The organism is Enterobacter sp. T2 (assembly GCF_010692925.1).
In the GTDB taxonomy this organism is placed as follows: domain Bacteria; phylum Pseudomonadota; class Gammaproteobacteria; order Enterobacterales; family Enterobacteriaceae; genus Enterobacter; species Enterobacter kobei.
This window is the reverse complement of the sequence record NZ_CP048736.1, coordinates 4,548,015-4,563,242: the sequence shown is the minus strand read 5'-3', so window position 1 is coordinate 4,563,242 and position 15,228 is coordinate 4,548,015. Positions and strand designations below refer to the sequence as shown.

At 55.4% G+C, this 15,228-nt stretch carries 14 protein-coding genes; 6 read left to right on the top strand and 8 right to left on the bottom strand.

All coding sequences use genetic code 11. The features are described from left to right. Positions 1–37: 37 nt before the first annotated feature. The gene (locus G0034_RS21880; RefSeq protein WP_023337927.1) at positions 38–937 is read right to left on the bottom strand and encodes a LysR family transcriptional regulator; all 900 of its coding nucleotides are present in this window, start codon (positions 935–937) and stop codon (positions 38–40) included. A gap of 119 nt (positions 938–1,056) precedes the next feature. On the opposite strand from G0034_RS21880, the gene G0034_RS21875 reads away from it, so the two are divergent. Further along, complete coding sequence (locus G0034_RS21875; protein WP_023331529.1) at positions 1,057–1,815, top strand: SDR family NAD(P)-dependent oxidoreductase; 759 nt, start codon at positions 1,057–1,059, stop codon at positions 1,813–1,815. A 173-nt stretch (positions 1,816–1,988) separates the two neighbouring features. After that, entirely contained in the window at positions 1,989–2,591 is a 603-nt protein-coding gene (locus tag G0034_RS21870) for a response regulator transcription factor (RefSeq protein ID WP_014885589.1), read from the top strand. On the opposite strand, the gene G0034_RS21865 is transcribed toward G0034_RS21870, so the two are convergent. Next, positions 2,570–2,908, bottom strand: coding sequence for a lysozyme (locus G0034_RS21865; protein WP_045269644.1), 339 nt, complete (start codon positions 2,906–2,908; stop codon positions 2,570–2,572). The genes G0034_RS21870 and G0034_RS21865 overlap by 22 nt on opposite strands. 71 nt (positions 2,909–2,979) lie before the next feature. Continuing rightward, complete coding sequence (locus tag G0034_RS21860) at positions 2,980–3,519, bottom strand: GNAT family N-acetyltransferase (RefSeq protein WP_023337926.1); 540 nt, start codon at positions 3,517–3,519, stop codon at positions 2,980–2,982. A gap of 146 nt (positions 3,520–3,665) precedes the next feature. Here G0034_RS21860 and G0034_RS21855 point away from each other — a divergent pair, with 146 nt between their 5' ends. Further along, positions 3,666–5,255 carry an STY4199 family HEPN domain-containing protein gene (locus tag G0034_RS21855; protein WP_014885586.1) on the top strand — a complete coding sequence of 530 codons (1,590 nt, stop codon included), beginning with the start codon at positions 3,666–3,668 and terminating at the stop codon, positions 5,253–5,255. A gap of 53 nt (positions 5,256–5,308) precedes the next feature. On the opposite strand, the gene G0034_RS21850 is transcribed toward G0034_RS21855, so the two are convergent. From G0034_RS21850 to G0034_RS21840, 3 genes are all read right to left on the bottom strand, one after another. Beyond that, the gene (locus tag G0034_RS21850) at positions 5,309–6,958 is read right to left on the bottom strand and encodes an alpha,alpha-trehalase (protein WP_014885585.1); all 1,650 of its coding nucleotides are present in this window, start codon (positions 6,956–6,958) and stop codon (positions 5,309–5,311) included. A gap of 185 nt (positions 6,959–7,143) precedes the next feature. Continuing rightward, positions 7,144–8,496, bottom strand: coding sequence for a glutathione-disulfide reductase (gorA, locus tag G0034_RS21845; RefSeq protein ID WP_045269646.1), 1,353 nt, complete (start codon positions 8,494–8,496; stop codon positions 7,144–7,146). Between the two features lie 71 nt (positions 8,497–8,567). Further along, positions 8,568–9,410: a 23S rRNA (adenine(2030)-N(6))-methyltransferase RlmJ gene (locus G0034_RS21840; RefSeq protein ID WP_014885583.1), complete on the bottom strand. Its 843-nt coding sequence runs from the start codon at positions 9,408–9,410 to the stop codon at positions 8,568–8,570. A 206-nt stretch (positions 9,411–9,616) separates the two neighbouring features. On the opposite strand from G0034_RS21840, the gene prlC reads away from it, so the two are divergent. Continuing rightward, a complete protein-coding gene (gene prlC / locus G0034_RS21835) occupies positions 9,617–11,659 on the top strand; it encodes an oligopeptidase A (protein WP_023331525.1) in 2,043 nt (680 codons plus the stop codon). A 6-nt stretch (positions 11,660–11,665) separates the two neighbouring features. Then, positions 11,666–12,418: a 16S rRNA (guanine(1516)-N(2))-methyltransferase RsmJ gene (gene rsmJ, locus G0034_RS21830; protein ID WP_014885581.1), complete on the top strand. Its 753-nt coding sequence runs from the start codon at positions 11,666–11,668 to the stop codon at positions 12,416–12,418. Positions 12,419–12,509: 91 nt separating this feature from the next. Here the strand turns inward: rsmJ and uspA are convergent, their stop codons facing one another. Beyond that, complete coding sequence (gene uspA, locus G0034_RS21825) at positions 12,510–12,947, bottom strand: universal stress protein UspA (protein ID WP_003861223.1); 438 nt, start codon at positions 12,945–12,947, stop codon at positions 12,510–12,512. Positions 12,948–13,230: 283 nt separating this feature from the next. On the opposite strand from uspA, the gene uspB reads away from it, so the two are divergent. Further along, positions 13,231–13,566 carry a universal stress protein UspB gene (uspB, locus tag G0034_RS21820; RefSeq protein WP_003861224.1) on the top strand — a complete coding sequence of 112 codons (336 nt, stop codon included), beginning with the start codon at positions 13,231–13,233 and terminating at the stop codon, positions 13,564–13,566. A 53-nt stretch (positions 13,567–13,619) separates the two neighbouring features. Here the strand turns inward: uspB and pitA are convergent, their stop codons facing one another. Further along, positions 13,620–15,119, bottom strand: coding sequence for an inorganic phosphate transporter PitA (gene pitA / locus G0034_RS21815; RefSeq protein ID WP_023337922.1), 1,500 nt, complete (start codon positions 15,117–15,119; stop codon positions 13,620–13,622). Positions 15,120–15,228: the final 109 nt, after the last annotated feature.

Below are 15,228 nucleotides of genomic sequence, written 5' to 3'. Positions count from 1 at the left end.
TTCGTTAGGCTGGATGTTACTGAATTATAGCTTGCGACTAATCCACGTAAGCTTTTGTGAGTTCGGTCAGCCACTCCATGAACAGATGTACCCGACGGGAGAGGTTGCGGCGATGGGGATAAATCAGGGACACGGGCATCGGTTCCGCGCGATATTGCGGGAGGATCTCAATCAGTTTTTTCGTCCGCAGTAAATCACGTACCCCAACACGTGGAACCTGAATGATGCCCAGCCCGGCAAGGCAGGCCGCCTGATAGGTTTCCGTGCTGTTGACGGTTAATACGCCGCCCGTCTTTATCCACTGCGTTGCACTGCCGTTATAAAATTCAAAGCCCTGCGGACGGGTACCCAGCATGGCGGCGTAGTGAATCACCGCGTGTGAGCCCAAATCATCCAGCGTTTCAGGGTAGCCAAAACGCGCCAGATAATCCGGACTGGCACAGTTAATTACCGTCAGTTTCCCCAGCGGCCGGGCAATTAACCCTGAATCTTTCAGGGAACCCACGCGGACCACGCAATCAAACCCTTCGCGAATCACATCCACCAGACGATCGCTGCTGCTGAGTTCCAGTTCAATACCCGGGTACTGCTGCAAAAAAGTCGGCAGTCTGGGGATGACTAAATTTCGAGCAACGCCGACGGGCATATCCACGCGCAGCCTTCCGCTTATGGTGGAGGGATCGTGCTGAAACAGTCCGTCCAGTTCATCAAGGTTTGCCAGCAGATCTTTTGCCCGTTCGTAATAGACCATGCCGTCCTGCGTCAGGCTGACGCGACGCGTGGTCCGGTGCAACAGCTGGGTGCCAAGGCGGTTTTCAAGGGCCTGAATTTGCCGCGAAACGCTGCCTTTCGGCAGCGTTAAGGTTTCTGCAGCACGGGAAAAACTTTCCAGTTCCGCGACGCGCACAAACAGCTGCATTGCGTGAATTTTATCCATAGATGAAGCTCATTGTTGTTGCTGTTGAAACAGTGAAGCGTTTTAAACCCTCTTTATTGATCTTCTATCACCTAATAAGCTCTTTCTCAATCTCCATAACAGCCAAAACGAGGTTTATGATGACTGAACGTATCGCATTAGTGACGGGTGGTAGCCGTGGTTTGGGTAAAAACGCGGCGTTGAAGCTGGCGGCAGACGGAACGGGAATTGTTCTGACGTACCACAGCAATCAGCAGGACGCGCTGGAGGTTGTTCGCGAAATTCAGGAAAAAGGCGTGAATGCTGCAGCATTACAGCTCAACGTCGGTGATATTGCCAGCTTCGATAAGTTTGCTCAGCAGCTTCAGGAAATCCTTAAGACCGTCTGGCAACGCGACACCTTTGATTATTTATTGAACAATGCCGGGACGGGTTTATATGCACCCTATACCGACACAACGGAAGCCCAGTTTGATGAGGCGATGAATATTCATTTCAAAGGGCCTTTCTTCCTGACACAGCGCCTGCTGCCTCTGCTGAATGACGGAGGCCGGATCCTCAACGTCTCCAGCGGGCTGGCCCGATTTACCCAGCCAGGCTCCGGTACCTATGCAGCGATGAAAGGGGCGATGGAAGTGTTGACCCGCTATCAGGCGAAGGAGCTGGGTGCGCGTGGTATCTCCGTCAATATTATCGCGCCGGGCGCGATAGAAACCGACTTTGGCGGTGGACGCGTTCGCGACAACGCGCAGCTTAATCAGATGCTGGCATCACAGACGGCGCTGGGGCGGGTGGGGTTGCCGGACGATATCGGCGATGCCATCGCGGCACTGCTCAGCGATAAGCTGGGCTGGATGAACGCGCAACGTATTGAGGTGTCAGGCGGTATGTTCCTGTGAGGCCTGCTGTTAAGGGGAGGGAACCCCTTAAGGAAATCCTTAAAACTGATGTGTCAAAGTACGGGCAAATATAAAAACCACTCGCGGATTTGTAACCTCTCCATTCATTGAGTTTTTTCTTAAATACTGCCTCTGTAGAATCCCCCTTCGCTATTCTCAGAGGGAGAAAAACGATGCGAGTAATCATGTTTGACAGGCAGTCGATATTTATTCATGGAGCGATACACGGTCTGCAGGAGTTAATTCCTGAAATAAATATAACGGGCGCTTGTCAGGCGGACGATTTATGGGGGCAAATATCTGCTTCACCGTCTGCTATCGTGATGATTGACGGCAATTTGATCCAGGAAGAGGAGAGTGCTTTCCTGGAAGAGCTTATGGATTCCTTCCCGGCGATACGGGTGATTATGGTTCTGGCAAGAAAAGAGGCCAGATGGGTTGAGCAGCTCATGCAGCGAAACGTGATGGCCATTATCCCCCGTAACGCTAACCCCGAACGGTTTGCCGCCGTGCTGGATTCCGTGTCGAGAGGGATGGTCTGCTTTCCCGGGGAGTGGGTTAGCCAGCAATCATCAGCGCAGCCGTTACTCTGTTTAAGCGAGCGTCAGCGCGAGGTACTCAAACTGCTGGCTGCGGGGGAGTCAAATAAAGAGATTGGCCGCAATCTCAACATCAGCGCGGCCACGGTAAAAGCGCATCTGGAAGCACTTTTTCGGCGGCTGGAGGTGAAAAACCGGACCCAGGCGGCCATGTACTATACCCGGGCGATAGCCTGATACAGCGCGTTCAGACGTGAAGGCGTCTCGGCGAAACTGAATATCAATACTACCAATGCATCATGCTGCTGTTGGGTTAATGGGCGTGTTATATTTTCCCGCAGCAGCCTCTCACATAACTGAATATCTTCCTGAAGCAAACATTCTGCCTGAAGCGGAGTAATGCCTCCGTGAAAATTGTCCTCCTCATGGATCGCATGTCCATAGCCGATCACCCATAAACCATTTTCATCACGATATTTCTCCAGTGAAAGCCCCTGATGCTTCTTTATTAAATCAATGGCGGCATAAGAGATATTCAGCGTATGACCTTTCATATTCATTTCCTCGTAATGGCGATACTGTAGAGGAATTGAACAATGAAAAATATCCGCCAAATGGCTGTTGATCAGGCGTTATGGTTCAGATATTCATGCCGCAATAAACCCAATAACCAGTCATTTTGCCAGCGTCCGGAAAGGTAATAGCTCTCGCGAAGCTCCCCCTCCAGACGAAAGTGGGCTTTTTCCAGCAGACGTCTGGAGGCGACATTTCCCGCCGTGACGGTGGCGGTGAGCCGACGTAGTCCGCCCTCACGAAAGGCGTAATCGCAAAGCGCCTGCAGGGATTCGAAACCGTAACCTTTCCCCTGCGCCTCGGGTGCAAAAAGAAAGCCCACTTCAGCGCAATCGTCCTCACGATGAATATACCCGGTCACGCCCAGCGGTGCCTGAGAGGTGGCATCACGGACGACGAGACACAGCCAGTGCGTGCTGCCCGGCGTCCAGAGGGGCAGACGAGAATCAAACGCCTCACGAATTGCGGCAACGGGACGGTTTTCCGCCACAAAGCGCATCACGTCAGGATGTTGCTGCAACGCCAGAAAAAAGGGCCAGTCATGCTCCTGCAGAGGCGAGCAATTCAGGCGTGAAGTCATTAAAACCGGCATTAAGATTCTCCTGAAACATTTTTAATGATTTTAGGGTTGTCACTTTATTTCAACAGAAAGTCAGGTATGGTTAAGCATGTATAAATAAAAGAAAAATGGCCATAAGTGCCCATTCCTGATGTCTTCGTTGTCGCTTAAGGAAAACAATGACTCTCAGCACATCACATCATATTCGCGAACAGTTTGAACACTGTCTGGCGGTCATTCGCCAGGCGTCGGTTGAAATTTTGCTTCTCCTGAATGTACATGTTTCTGAGGGAAAAGATCCACGCTGGCTCCTGGAACAACTGGATAGCGCACGTTTAGCGCTCGGGGGATGGGCAGCCGTTGCGAAGACGCTCAATCTGAATGATGCCGAGATGTCGGAATTTACGTTGCAGCTGCGCCTGCTGCAGCAGCGCGTTCCACAGTATGAAAGCGGGCAGGATGTCAGCGAAAACCAGCTGATTGCGGCGATGCGCTTTGTGACCACGCTGGAACATCTTCGTTTGCAGCAGCCGTTGCTGACTTACAGCACGGAGCTGGCAACGGGTAGCGAACTGCAGCAACAGCAGGCGCACAAGCAGGTTCGCGCCATTGAGCTGATGATTAAAGGACTTATTCAGCAGGCCTGGCCCGATCAGGTGCGGCTCAATAATCATCTCAAGACCTTATTTAATGCCGACCGGGTAAGACGCTGGCTGAAGCTCGGGGAGATCAACGATATCCTGAGTGGGATGATGTTCAGTGAACTGGCGCAGATGCTGGTGGATAAAAAAGAGTTCAGCCGGTATTACGCCTCGCTGTTTAACGATCCTGCCATGCTGACGCTCCTGGTAGAACCGCGTAAAACGCTGCAAACCTTCCTTGATGATATTCGGCAAATTCGCAACAACATCACGGTTCAGAAAACGTTAAGTTCGGCGCAAATTCAGCTGCTGGATAACTACTACATGCAGATATCCCGACCGGTTCAACGTGCATTCGAAGAGGGGAGAACGCGCGTCAACCCGGCCGGATTGATGGCGGTGGACGCCAGTGAACTGCACACTTTCTGGGAAAAGGCGCAGAAAATGGATCGTGTTACCGGTGGCGATCTGTTTGAGGTTCGTGACACGATTGAAAAGCCGACCCAGCGCGCGCCGCGCACGCCCGAACAGCGTGAGCAGCTTATCTCCGGTGCGTTATGGGGCGCGGTTGGCGTGATGGTAATCGCCATCCTGGTGGGCGGCTTCTGGCTGGTGACCAGCAGCAAACCGCAGTCGTCGGCCGAACACACTGCGCAAGCGGCTCCGCCGAAAGATATGCGCGAAACCCCTTCTGCGCGCGAGACGCTGACCCGCATGGGGGTGACCTGGGACGACAATAATTTCCGTTCAGCGATTAACCGCAACGATACTCGTGTCGCGCAGCTCTTTTTGCAGGGCGGGATGGACTGGAAGCTGTCATGGACCGAAGAGGCGATGTCGGCAGGCCATGACGACGTGCTGGAGCTCATGCTGCGCTACCGACGGAACATGACGGAAGAGAAGCCATGCCGTCGCTTTATCAACACGCTCAGCCACGCGATGTCGAACGGTGAATCCCTGACCTCAGTGCGTAAAGCGTATCTCAAAGCGTTCTGCACCGTGCCCGCCGTGGTGAAGCGCCAGCAGCACGATCTGGATATGGCTACGCGGCGTGCGCAGTCGCAACCGGATGCCACCACGAAAAAATGGCAGTCTATTCAGACTGCCATTTATGAGGTGATTCGCTGATCCTTTTAACCTGTGGGAGAGGGCCGGGGTGAGGGCACCAGACCGCACCCCACTCAAGGCTCCCCATACAACCCTATCAGCCGTCGCACTACGCCGTTGGTCCAGCCGAAGCCGTCCTGAAGGGGATACTCACCCCCGCCCCCCTCGCGTGGCGTACTGCTGGCGATATGATACTTCTCAATCAGCTTGTGGTGGGTCTTATAAAAATGATTCACCGTCTGCAGCCAGCTCCAGGCGATCTCATCGCCCAGTGAGTCATTGCCATACTGCTTGAACCCCTGAATGGCCATCCACTGCAGCGGGGCCCAGCCGTTGGGTTTATCCCATTGCTCGCCGGTTTCATACTCGGTTGCCAGAATCCCGCCCGGCGTCAGCAGTCGCGTTTTCACCGCATCCGACAGTCGATCGGCCTGTTCATGCGTGGCCATACCGACGTACAGCGGCACAATGCTCGCCGCAGAGAACAGCGCCATCACTTCGCGGCGCCAGTCATAGTCGCGATAACAGCCGCTTTCTTCATCCCAGAGGTAGCGGTTAATCGCGGCGCGGCGATCGCTGGCCTTCTGATGGAACAGTTCAGCGGTCTCTTTATCCCCTTTCGACGCCGAGATATTGGCGATAGTACTCTCCAGCTTGAACAGGAAAGCATTCAAATCGATCGGGATAAACTGCGTGGTGCGAATGCTGGCCAGTCGGCCAGGCTCACGCAGCCAGCGGGAGGAGTAATCCCAGCCTGAGGCTGCACCCGCGCGCAAGTCACGATACACTTCGTTTGGCGGACGTCCGGAGTGACGGGCCGTTTCTACGTCCTCAATCCACGATTCGTCCCGGGGCGTATCGCGGTCGTCCCAGTAGCGGTTGAGCAATGATCCATCCGGCATACGTACCGCGCTGCGATAGGCCTGATTAAGCAGCAGCGACTCGGCACCGTCCATCCAGAAGGCGTGCTCCATCTTGAGGTGCTCAAGGTAACGCTTCGCGCCGCGTACCCCGTCCTCTTCAAACAACTCGACCATAAGTGCAAAGACCGGCGGCTGAGAGCGGCTGAGGTAATAGGTACGGTTACCGTTTGGGATATGCCCGTAGCGCTCGATCAGCCAGGCGAAGTTATCCGCCATACACTTCAGCAGGTCGTTACGTCCGCTCTCCGCCAGCCCCAGCATGGAGAAATAGGAGTCCCAGTAATAGGTCTCACTGAATCGCCCGCCGGGCACAATATAGGCCTGCGGTAACACCAGCAGAGAGGACCAGGGGATATGGTCCTGCGGTTCGCGCGTCAGCACCGGCCACAGGCTGTCAATGTGCTCTTTTAGCGACAGACCGGGGTCAGAAACATATTCCGTGCCGTAGGTGGCCGGTAGCCAGAAGTGGTTCTCTACAAACTGGCGCAGGTCGAAATCCCGGTGACGTTTCACTTTACGATAGCGGATCAGGATATCCAGCGGGTCCATCTTCGGCGCGCAGTCAGGGAAGGTTTTGCTGTCCGCGAACAGGCGTGTTGATTGAACATGCTCGAACAGTTCCAGATAGCGATCGGCGGGCGTCAGGGCATCGGAGGCGGGTAGCCCCTCGATCATTTCGGGTTCCGGCTCCGCCTCAATCATTTCATCCAGTTTCAACTCGCAGGGATCGGTCTCGTAGCGCAGCTCTTCTGCGATCTCGAATTCGATATTCTCGGTAGCCTGTAGTTTCTGGTTGAACATGGTTATAGGGACCTCCGGTTGTGTGTACTTAAAGACAGTTTTTTTCCGGGCGTCTTATAAGCGTAGACATTCGCTTCGGTAGATGGGGAGGGAAATGTGCGGTAGATCACTATTTTCGGAGCATTCGTTTTGCAACGATTTATGAATGTGAATAAAAAAAGCCCCTCCGGAGAGGGGCTTCTGCCTTAACGCATGGTAACAAATTCTTCCGCGGCGGTCGGATGGATTGCCACGGTGTTGTCGAAGTCTTTCTTGGTCGCGCCCATTTTCAGCGCCACGGCGAAGCCCTGCAGGATCTCATCCATGCCGAAGCCAATGCCGTGGATACCCACAATCTTCTCGTCCGGGCCCACGCAGACCAGCTTCATGCGGCATGGCTGACGGTGAGAGGTGACGGCGGTATACATCGCGGTGAACGCGGATTTATACACTTTCACCTGGTCGTCGCCATACTGCTCGCGCGCCTGCGGCTCGGTTAAGCCAACGGTGCCGATGGGCGGATGGCTGAAGACCACGGTCGGGATGTTGGTGTAATCGAGATGCTCGTCAGGCTTGTTGTTAAACAGACGTTCGGAGAGACGACGTCCCGCCGCAACGGCCACCGGGGTCAGCTCTACGGCACCGGTGTTATCGCCGACTGCGTAAATGCCCGGTACGCTGGTGTTCTGGAACTTATCGACGACGATATAACCTTTTTCGTCGGTTTTCACGCCGGTCACGGCCAGGTTAAAGTTGTCATTCGCTGGTTCACGACCAATCGCCCAGATCAGGCAGTCGACGGTCTGGCTGCGGCCATCTTCCAGCTCCAGCGTCAGGCTGCCGTCCGCATTTTTCACTACCGCTTTCGGCACCGCGTGGGTGTGGAGTGTTGGGCCTTCAGCGTTCATGACTTCAACCAGCGTCTCGACAATCAGCGGGTCAAAGCTGCGCAGCGGCGCGTGTTTACGCACAAACAGGTGCGCTTCCGCACCCAGGCCGTTGATCACGCCCGCCAGCTCTACCGCAATGTAACCCGCGCCAACCACGGCAACGCGCTTAGGCAGCGCAGGCAGTTCAAAGAAACCGTCTGAGTCGATGCCGTATTCCACGCCCGGAATGTCCGGGTGGCTCGGACGACCGCCGGTGGCGATCAGGATATGATCGGCGGTGATCGTCTCACCGTTCACTTCGATCGTTTTCGCATCCACAAAGCGGGCAAAGCCGTGGATCACATCGACGTTGTTCTTACCCAGCACGTTGTCGTAGGAGGTGTGAATACGGTCGATGTAGGCGGTACGGCTGGCGATTAACTTGCCCCAGTCAAAGTGATTGAGGGTGGTGTCAAAGCCGTAATCCGGGCCGTACATATGGATCGCTTCGCGGATTTGCGCCGCGTGCCACATCACCTTCTTCGGTACACAACCCACGTTCACGCAGGTGCCGCCCAGCGCTTTAGCTTCGATCAGCGCACATTTCTGGCCATACATGGCTGCGCGGTTGATGGAGGCGATGCCACCGCTGCCGCCGCCGATTGCGATGTAGTCATAATGCTTAGTCATAGCTTTTATCCTTAATCGTGAATTGCCGCGATTGTATACCTGAAATCAATAGTTTCCACCGATGGCTGCGATTACTCCGGCACGATCCAACTGACGGTGGCGTGGCCTGTACCCGCAGGCACCAGCGTTTTGTGCAGCCACGGCAGCACGTTGTTCATCTGCGCTTCGAGCTTCCACGGCGGATTAATCACAATCATGCCGGAGGCGGTCATGCCGCGCTGGTCGCTGTCCGGGCGCACGGCCAGCTCAATCTGGAGGATTTTGCGGATACCGGTCGCTTCCAGATCTTTGATCATGCGTTTGATTTGCGCGCGCAGCACCACCGGGTACCACAGGGCGTAAGTGCCGGTGGCAAAACGTTTGTAGCCTTCGTGGATGCCGGTCACCACCGCCTGATAGTCGGTTTTGATTTCATACGGCGGATCGATCAGCACCAGGCCGCGGCGGGAAACGGGCGGCAGTTTGGCTTTCAGCTGCTGGTAGCCGTCGGCTTTCTCCACGCGGGCGCGGTTATCTTTCTGAAATTCAGAGCGCAACAGCGGGAAATCGCTCGGATGCAGTTCGGTCAGCTGAATGCTGTCCTGCTCGCGCAGCAGCTGGCGGGCAATCAGCGGTGAGCCTGGGTAGTAGCGCAGCTGGCCGTTGCGGTTGAAGTGGTTCACCACGCCGATGTACGGTTCCAGTTCGGCTGGCAGGTCGTCCTGCTGCCAGATGCGGGCGATCCCTTCCAGATATTCACCGGTACGCTCGGCATGCTCGCCGCTCAGCTGATAACGGCCCGCGCCCGCGTGGGTGTCCAGATAGAGAAACGGCTTCTCTTTCTCTTTGAGCGATTCAATGATCAGGCTCTGAACGGTGTGTTTGAGGACGTCGGCATGGTTGCCAGCGTGGAAGCTGTGGCGATAACTGAGCATGGGTAATGATTTTCCGCTGAATTGACGATTTGCCACAGTTTACAGCAGAACGGCACAGATTACCCGCAGGCCCGGTAAGCGCAGCGCCACCGGGCGCTTTTCCACGACGTCCGGCATTGAAATCCTCTACACTTAACCCCATTAATTAATGATATGCACAGCGCCGGATGCGCGCTTCATTCACCTATTTCAACAGGACAGCGCTTATGACCAATCCATTACTGACGCCTTTTTCGTTGCCGCCGTTTTCTAAAATCCTCCCTGAGCATGTGGTTCCAGCCGTTACGCAATCGCTGGACAACTGCCGCGCGGCGGTAGAAAGCGTGGTGGCGCAGGGCGCACCGTACACCTGGGAAAATCTGTGTCAGCCGCTGGCCGAAGTGGACGATGTGCTGGGGCGTATCTTCTCCCCGGTAAGCCACCTGAACTCGGTGAAAAACAGCCCGGAACTGCGCGAGGCCTATGAACAGACCCTGCCGCTGCTCTCGGAGTACAGCACCTGGGTCGGCCAACACGAAGGGCTGTACAAAGCGTATCGCGATCTGCGTGACGGCGACCATTACGCCGAGCTGAACACGGCGCAGAAAAAATCGGTCGATAACGCCCTGCGTGATTTCGAGCTGTCCGGGATTGGTCTGCCAAAAGAGAAGCAGGTTCGCTACGGTGAAATCGCCGCGCGCCTGTCCGAGCTGGGCAACCAGTACAGCAACAACGTCCTCGACGCCACCATGGGCTGGACGAAGCTGATTACCGATGAATCCGAGCTGGCCGGGATGCCGGAAAGCGCGCTGGCAGCAGCGAAAGCGCAGGCCGAAGCGAAAGAGCAGGAAGGCTATCTGTTAACGCTGGATATCCCAAGCTACCTGCCGGTAATGACCTACTGCGACAACCAGGCACTGCGTGAAGAGATGTACCGCGCCTACAGCACGCGCGCCTCCGATCAGGGGCCGAATGCCGGTAAGTGGGACAACAGCCCGGTGATGGCGGAAATCCTCGCCCTGCGTCACGAGCTGGCACAGCTGCTGGGCTTCGAAAACTACGCCGACAAATCCCTCGCCACCAAAATGGCGGAGAACCCACAGCAGGTGCTCGACTTCCTGACCGATCTGGCAAAACGCGCCCGTCCTCAGGGTGAGAAAGAGCTGGCTCAGCTGCGTGCTTTTGCGAAAGCGGAGTTCGGCGTGGACGAGCTGCAGCCGTGGGATATTGCGTACTACAGCGAAAAACAGAAGCAGCATCTTTACAGCATCAGCGATGAGCAGCTGCGCCCGTACTTCCCTGAAAACAAAGCCGTTAACGGCCTGTTCGAAGTGGTGAAGCGCATCTACGGCATCACAGCCAAAGAGCGAACCGATATCGACGTCTGGCATCCGGACGTGCGCTTCTTCGAATTGTATGACGACAAGAATGAGCTGCGCGGTAGCTTCTACCTTGATCTCTACGCGCGTGAGAATAAGCGCGGCGGAGCGTGGATGGATGACTGCGTCGGCCAGATGCGTAAAGCCGACGGTTCCCTGCAAAAGCCGGTCGCTTACCTGACCTGTAACTTTAACCGCCCGGTGAATGGCAAACCTGCGCTGTTTACTCACGACGAAGTGATCACCCTGTTCCACGAGTTCGGTCACGGTCTGCATCACATGCTGACCCGCATCGAAACCGCAGGCGTGGCTGGCATCAGCGGGGTACCGTGGGATGCGGTCGAGCTGCCAAGCCAGTTTATGGAAAACTGGTGCTGGGAGCCGGACGCGCTGGCGTTTATCTCTGGTCACTATGAGACCGGCGAACCGTTGCCGAAAGAGCTGCTGGATAAAATGCTGGCGGCCAAGAACTACCAGGCAGCGATGTTCATCCTGCGTCAGCTGGAGTTCGGCCTGTTTGATTTCCGTCTGCACGCCGAGTTTAGCCCGGAACAAGGGGCGAAAATCCTCGAAACGCTGGCCGAGATTAAAAAGCAGGTTGCTGTGATCCCTGGGCCAACCTGGGGCCGCTTCCCGCATGCGTTCAGTCACATCTTCGCAGGCGGCTATGCGGCAGGTTACTACAGCTACCTGTGGGCCGACGTGCTGGCAGCGGATGCTTTCTCCCGCTTCGAAGAAGAGGGGATCTTCAACCGTGAAACCGGCCAGTCGTTCCTCGATAACATCCTGACCCGCGGCGGTTCTGAGGAGCCAATGGTACTGTTCAAACGCTTCCGTGGCCGTGAGCCGCAGCTGGATGCGATGCTTGAGCATTACGGGATCAAAGGCTGATAGTTCGTGAAAATCTGCTTAGTGGATGAAACAGGCGCCGGAGACGGCGCCTTATCTGTTCTGGCGGCCCGCTGGGGGCTGGAGCACGATGAAGATAACCTGATGGCGCTGGTGATGACACCGGAGCATCTTGAATTACGTAAGCGCGACGAACCGAAACTCGGCGGGATTTTTGTCGATTTTGTCGGCGGTGCGATGGCGCACCGGCGCAAGTTCGGCGGCGGTCGCGGCGAGGCGGTGGCCAAAGCGGTGGGGGTTAAAGGGAACTATCTTCCGGACGTGGTCGATGCCACGGCGGGGCTGGGTCGCGATGCGTTTGTGCTGGCGTCTGTTGGCTGTCGTGTGCGAATGCTGGAGCGTAACCCGGTGGTCGCCGCATTGCTCGACGACGGGCTGACGCGTGGCTACGCGGACCCGGAAATCGGCCCGTGGCTGCAGGAGCGGTTGCAGTTGATCCACGCCTCCAGCCTGACGGCGCTCACCGATATCACCCCGCGCCCGCAGGTGGTCTATCTCGACCCGATGTTCCCGCATAAGCAGAAAAGCGCGCTGGTGAAGAAAGAGATGCGGGTGTTTCAGTCGCTGGTGGGGCCGGATTTAGATGCAGATGGTCTGCTGGAGCCTGCCAGACAGCTCGCGACGAAGCGGGTGGTGGTGAAGCGCCCTGACTACGCGCCGCCCCTGGCGGACGTGGCCACGACTAACGCGGTGACCACGAAAGGGCACCGGTTTGATATCTATTCAGGTACACCGGAATAAAAAAAGCCGGGTGGCGGCTTCGCCTTACCCGGCCTACGTTCAATGCTGCCTGTAGGCCCGGTAAGCGTTAGCGCCACCGGGCTTTTTACACTTACTCGTCTTCTTCGTCACGCAGTGGAACAATCAGCATATCCACGTGAACGGTGTTGATCAGCTGGCGCGCGGACGACATCAGCTTGCTCCAGAAGTCCTGGTGGTGACCGCATACGACCAGGTCCATGTCATATTTCTTAATCGCATCAACCAATACCTGACCCAGGTCGCCGCTGCCGCTCAGGGTCTCGGTAATCGGGTAGCCCGCGTTGGTGGACAGTTCGCTCAGGGCGTGATGCGTCTCTTCGGAGATGCGCTTCTGCATATCGCCGAGATTCACGTCGATCAGACCGGTATAGAGGTCGGAGTAATTCACATCAACGTGAATCAGGGAAACTTTCGCGTTGTAGGGGCGTGCCATGGATACCGCTTTATCAACCAGCACTTTGCTCTCCGGAGAGAGGTCTACCGCGATGAGAATGTGTTTGTAAGCCATAGTGTTACTCCTTCCTTAAGTTATCGATGACTAAATGAGAATGCCGTCGTCTGATACTTTCATTACGGCCCAGTTAAACATATTTTTCAAGCTTTGGTGTTGATAACGATTAACCTTGTGGCAAAAAAATTAACGGATCTCCTACACTATTTAATGAGCCGTTCGGATATTAAAACGCGAACCGGATCGACTTTTGGTCATTCTTTCACTGAACTGTCTGTCAGGGCATTGGGGTGCGGGAGCTCAGGAGCCTTGCTCCGTGGGCGGACGCCGGGGAGGATGTATGATTAGCACCGTCGCATTGTTTTGGGCGTTATGCGTAGTTTGCATAGTGAATATGGCGCGCTACTTCTCATCGTTACGTGCGCTGTTAGTGGTACTTCGTGGTTGCGATCCGTTGCTTTATCAGTATGTGGACGGTGGAGGGTTCTTCACCTCGCATGGACAGCCCAGCAAACAGATGCGACTGGTGGGATATATCTACTACCAGCGTTACCGCGATCATCACGATGAAGAGTTTATCCGTCGGTGCGAGCGTCTGCGTCGGCAGTTCATTCTGACCAGCGCCCTGTGCGGGCTGGTTGTGGTCAGTATGATTGCATTGATGATTTGGCACTGAGCATAAAAAAAGCGGGTCAGTTTCCTGACCCGCTTTTTGTCGCCTTCAGCTGATTAGATCAGCTTCAGCGAAATCCAGTACAGACCACCAGACAGCAGGATGGACGCCGGAAGGGTGAACACCCAGGCCATCAGGATGTTGGTCACGGTTTTGCGCTGCAGACCGCCACCGTCAACAATCATGGTACCTGCCACGGACGAGGAGAGTACGTGGGTGGTGGATACCGGCATCCCGGTGTAGCTCGCCAGGCCGATAGAAACCGCCGCCGTCATCTGCGCGGACATCCCCTGCGCATAGGTCATGCCTTTCTTACCGATCTTCTCGCCGATGGTGGTTGCCACACGACGCCAGCCAATCATTGTACCGATACCCAGTGCCAGCGCGACGGCCATGATGATCCAGATTGGCGCGTACTCAATGGTGTTGAGCATATCGCTTTTCAGTTTCTTCAGAAGACGTTTGTCGTCGGCATTCACCTCTGGCAGTTTCGCGACTTTATCGGTCACGTCAGAGATGCAGAGCATGATACGACGCAGCTGACCACGCTGTTCAACGGCCAGTTTGTCGTAGCTTTCGATATCGCCCAGCATGCCTTTGGCGCGTTCCAGCGCGTTAATCGCGTTTGCCGGATGGCAGTGGAATTCGCCCGGCGCGGTAGTTGCACCGGCTTCCGGAGATGGGATCAGCTGATCAACGCCGGTCGCTTTTTTCAGCAGATCGGGATGCTGCTGGAAATAGGTCTCAACGTTGTTGACGGCATCACGGGTACGGGTGATTTCGTAACCAGAGGCGTTCATGTTAACCACGAAACCTGCCGGTGCGACACCGATCAGGACCAGCATCACCAGACCAATGCCTTTCTGCCCATCGTTCGCGCCATGAGAGAAGGCCACGCCGATAGCGGAAATGATCAGCGCGATACGCGTCCAGAATGGCGGTTTTTTCTTACCGTCTTTCTTCTCACGCTCTGCTGGCGTCAGGTGGATGCGCGCACGTTTCTTGGTGTTGCTCCAGTAGCGACGCAGGATGAAAATCAATCCACCCGCAACCACCAGACCCACAATTGGAGAGATGATCAGAGAACCGAAAATGCCCAGTACTTTAGGCAGGTTCAGCGCATCAACGACGGATGTCCCGGTCATCAGGGCGTTAGTTAACCCGATACCGATAATCGCGCCGATGAGGGTGTGAGAGCTGGATGCAGGCAGGCCAAAATACCAGGTACCGAGGTTCCAGATAATGGCAGCAAGCAGCATTGAGAACACCATGGCAAGGCCATGACCGGAACTCACGTTAAGCAGCAGATCCGTTGGCAACATATGCACGATCGCATACGCCACGCTCAGTCCGCCCAGAAGGACACCAAAAAAGTTAAATACCGCCGCCATAACAACCGCAAGTTGCGATCGCATTGCGCGAGTGTAGATAACCGTTGCTACTGCGTTTGCAGTGTCGTGGAAGCCGTTGATCGCTTCGTAAAACAGTACAAAAACCAGAGCAAGCAATAATAAAAGCCCGGTATGTAAATCCAGGCCGGCAAACAAATGTAGCATAGGACGTTACGCCATTTTGAGGACATGAACGCGGCGCATTATCCAGGACAAATGCGCAACGGGCAAAGTGAAATATAGACTTTTTTTGACATACCACCTGATTTGAGAA

Bases quoted from the DNA above. Each gene is read 5' to 3' on its own strand.
- G0034_RS21880 (WP_023337927.1), bottom strand. From the start codon at position 937: ATGGATAAAATTCACGCAATGCAGCTGTTTGTGCGCGTCGCGGAACTG.
- G0034_RS21875 (WP_023331529.1), top strand. From the start codon at position 1,057: ATGACTGAACGTATCGCATTAGTGACGGGTGGTAGCCGTGGTTTGGGT.
- G0034_RS21870 (WP_014885589.1), top strand. From the start codon at position 1,989: ATGCGAGTAATCATGTTTGACAGGCAGTCGATATTTATTCATGGAGCG.
- G0034_RS21865 (WP_045269644.1), bottom strand. From the start codon at position 2,908: ATGAAAGGTCATACGCTGAATATCTCTTATGCCGCCATTGATTTAATA.
- G0034_RS21860 (WP_023337926.1), bottom strand. From the start codon at position 3,519: ATGCCGGTTTTAATGACTTCACGCCTGAATTGCTCGCCTCTGCAGGAG.
- G0034_RS21855 (WP_014885586.1), top strand. From the start codon at position 3,666: ATGACTCTCAGCACATCACATCATATTCGCGAACAGTTTGAACACTGT.
- G0034_RS21850 (WP_014885585.1), bottom strand. From the start codon at position 6,958: ATGTTCAACCAGAAACTACAGGCTACCGAGAATATCGAATTCGAGATC.
- gorA (WP_045269646.1), bottom strand. From the start codon at position 8,496: ATGACTAAGCATTATGACTACATCGCAATCGGCGGCGGCAGCGGTGGC.
- G0034_RS21840 (WP_014885583.1), bottom strand. From the start codon at position 9,410: ATGCTCAGTTATCGCCACAGCTTCCACGCTGGCAACCATGCCGACGTC.
- prlC (WP_023331525.1), top strand. From the start codon at position 9,617: ATGACCAATCCATTACTGACGCCTTTTTCGTTGCCGCCGTTTTCTAAA.
- uspA (WP_003861223.1), bottom strand. From the start codon at position 12,947: ATGGCTTACAAACACATTCTCATCGCGGTAGACCTCTCTCCGGAGAGC.
- uspB (WP_003861224.1), top strand. From the start codon at position 13,231: ATGATTAGCACCGTCGCATTGTTTTGGGCGTTATGCGTAGTTTGCATA.
- pitA (WP_023337922.1), bottom strand. From the start codon at position 15,119: ATGCTACATTTGTTTGCCGGCCTGGATTTACATACCGGGCTTTTATTA.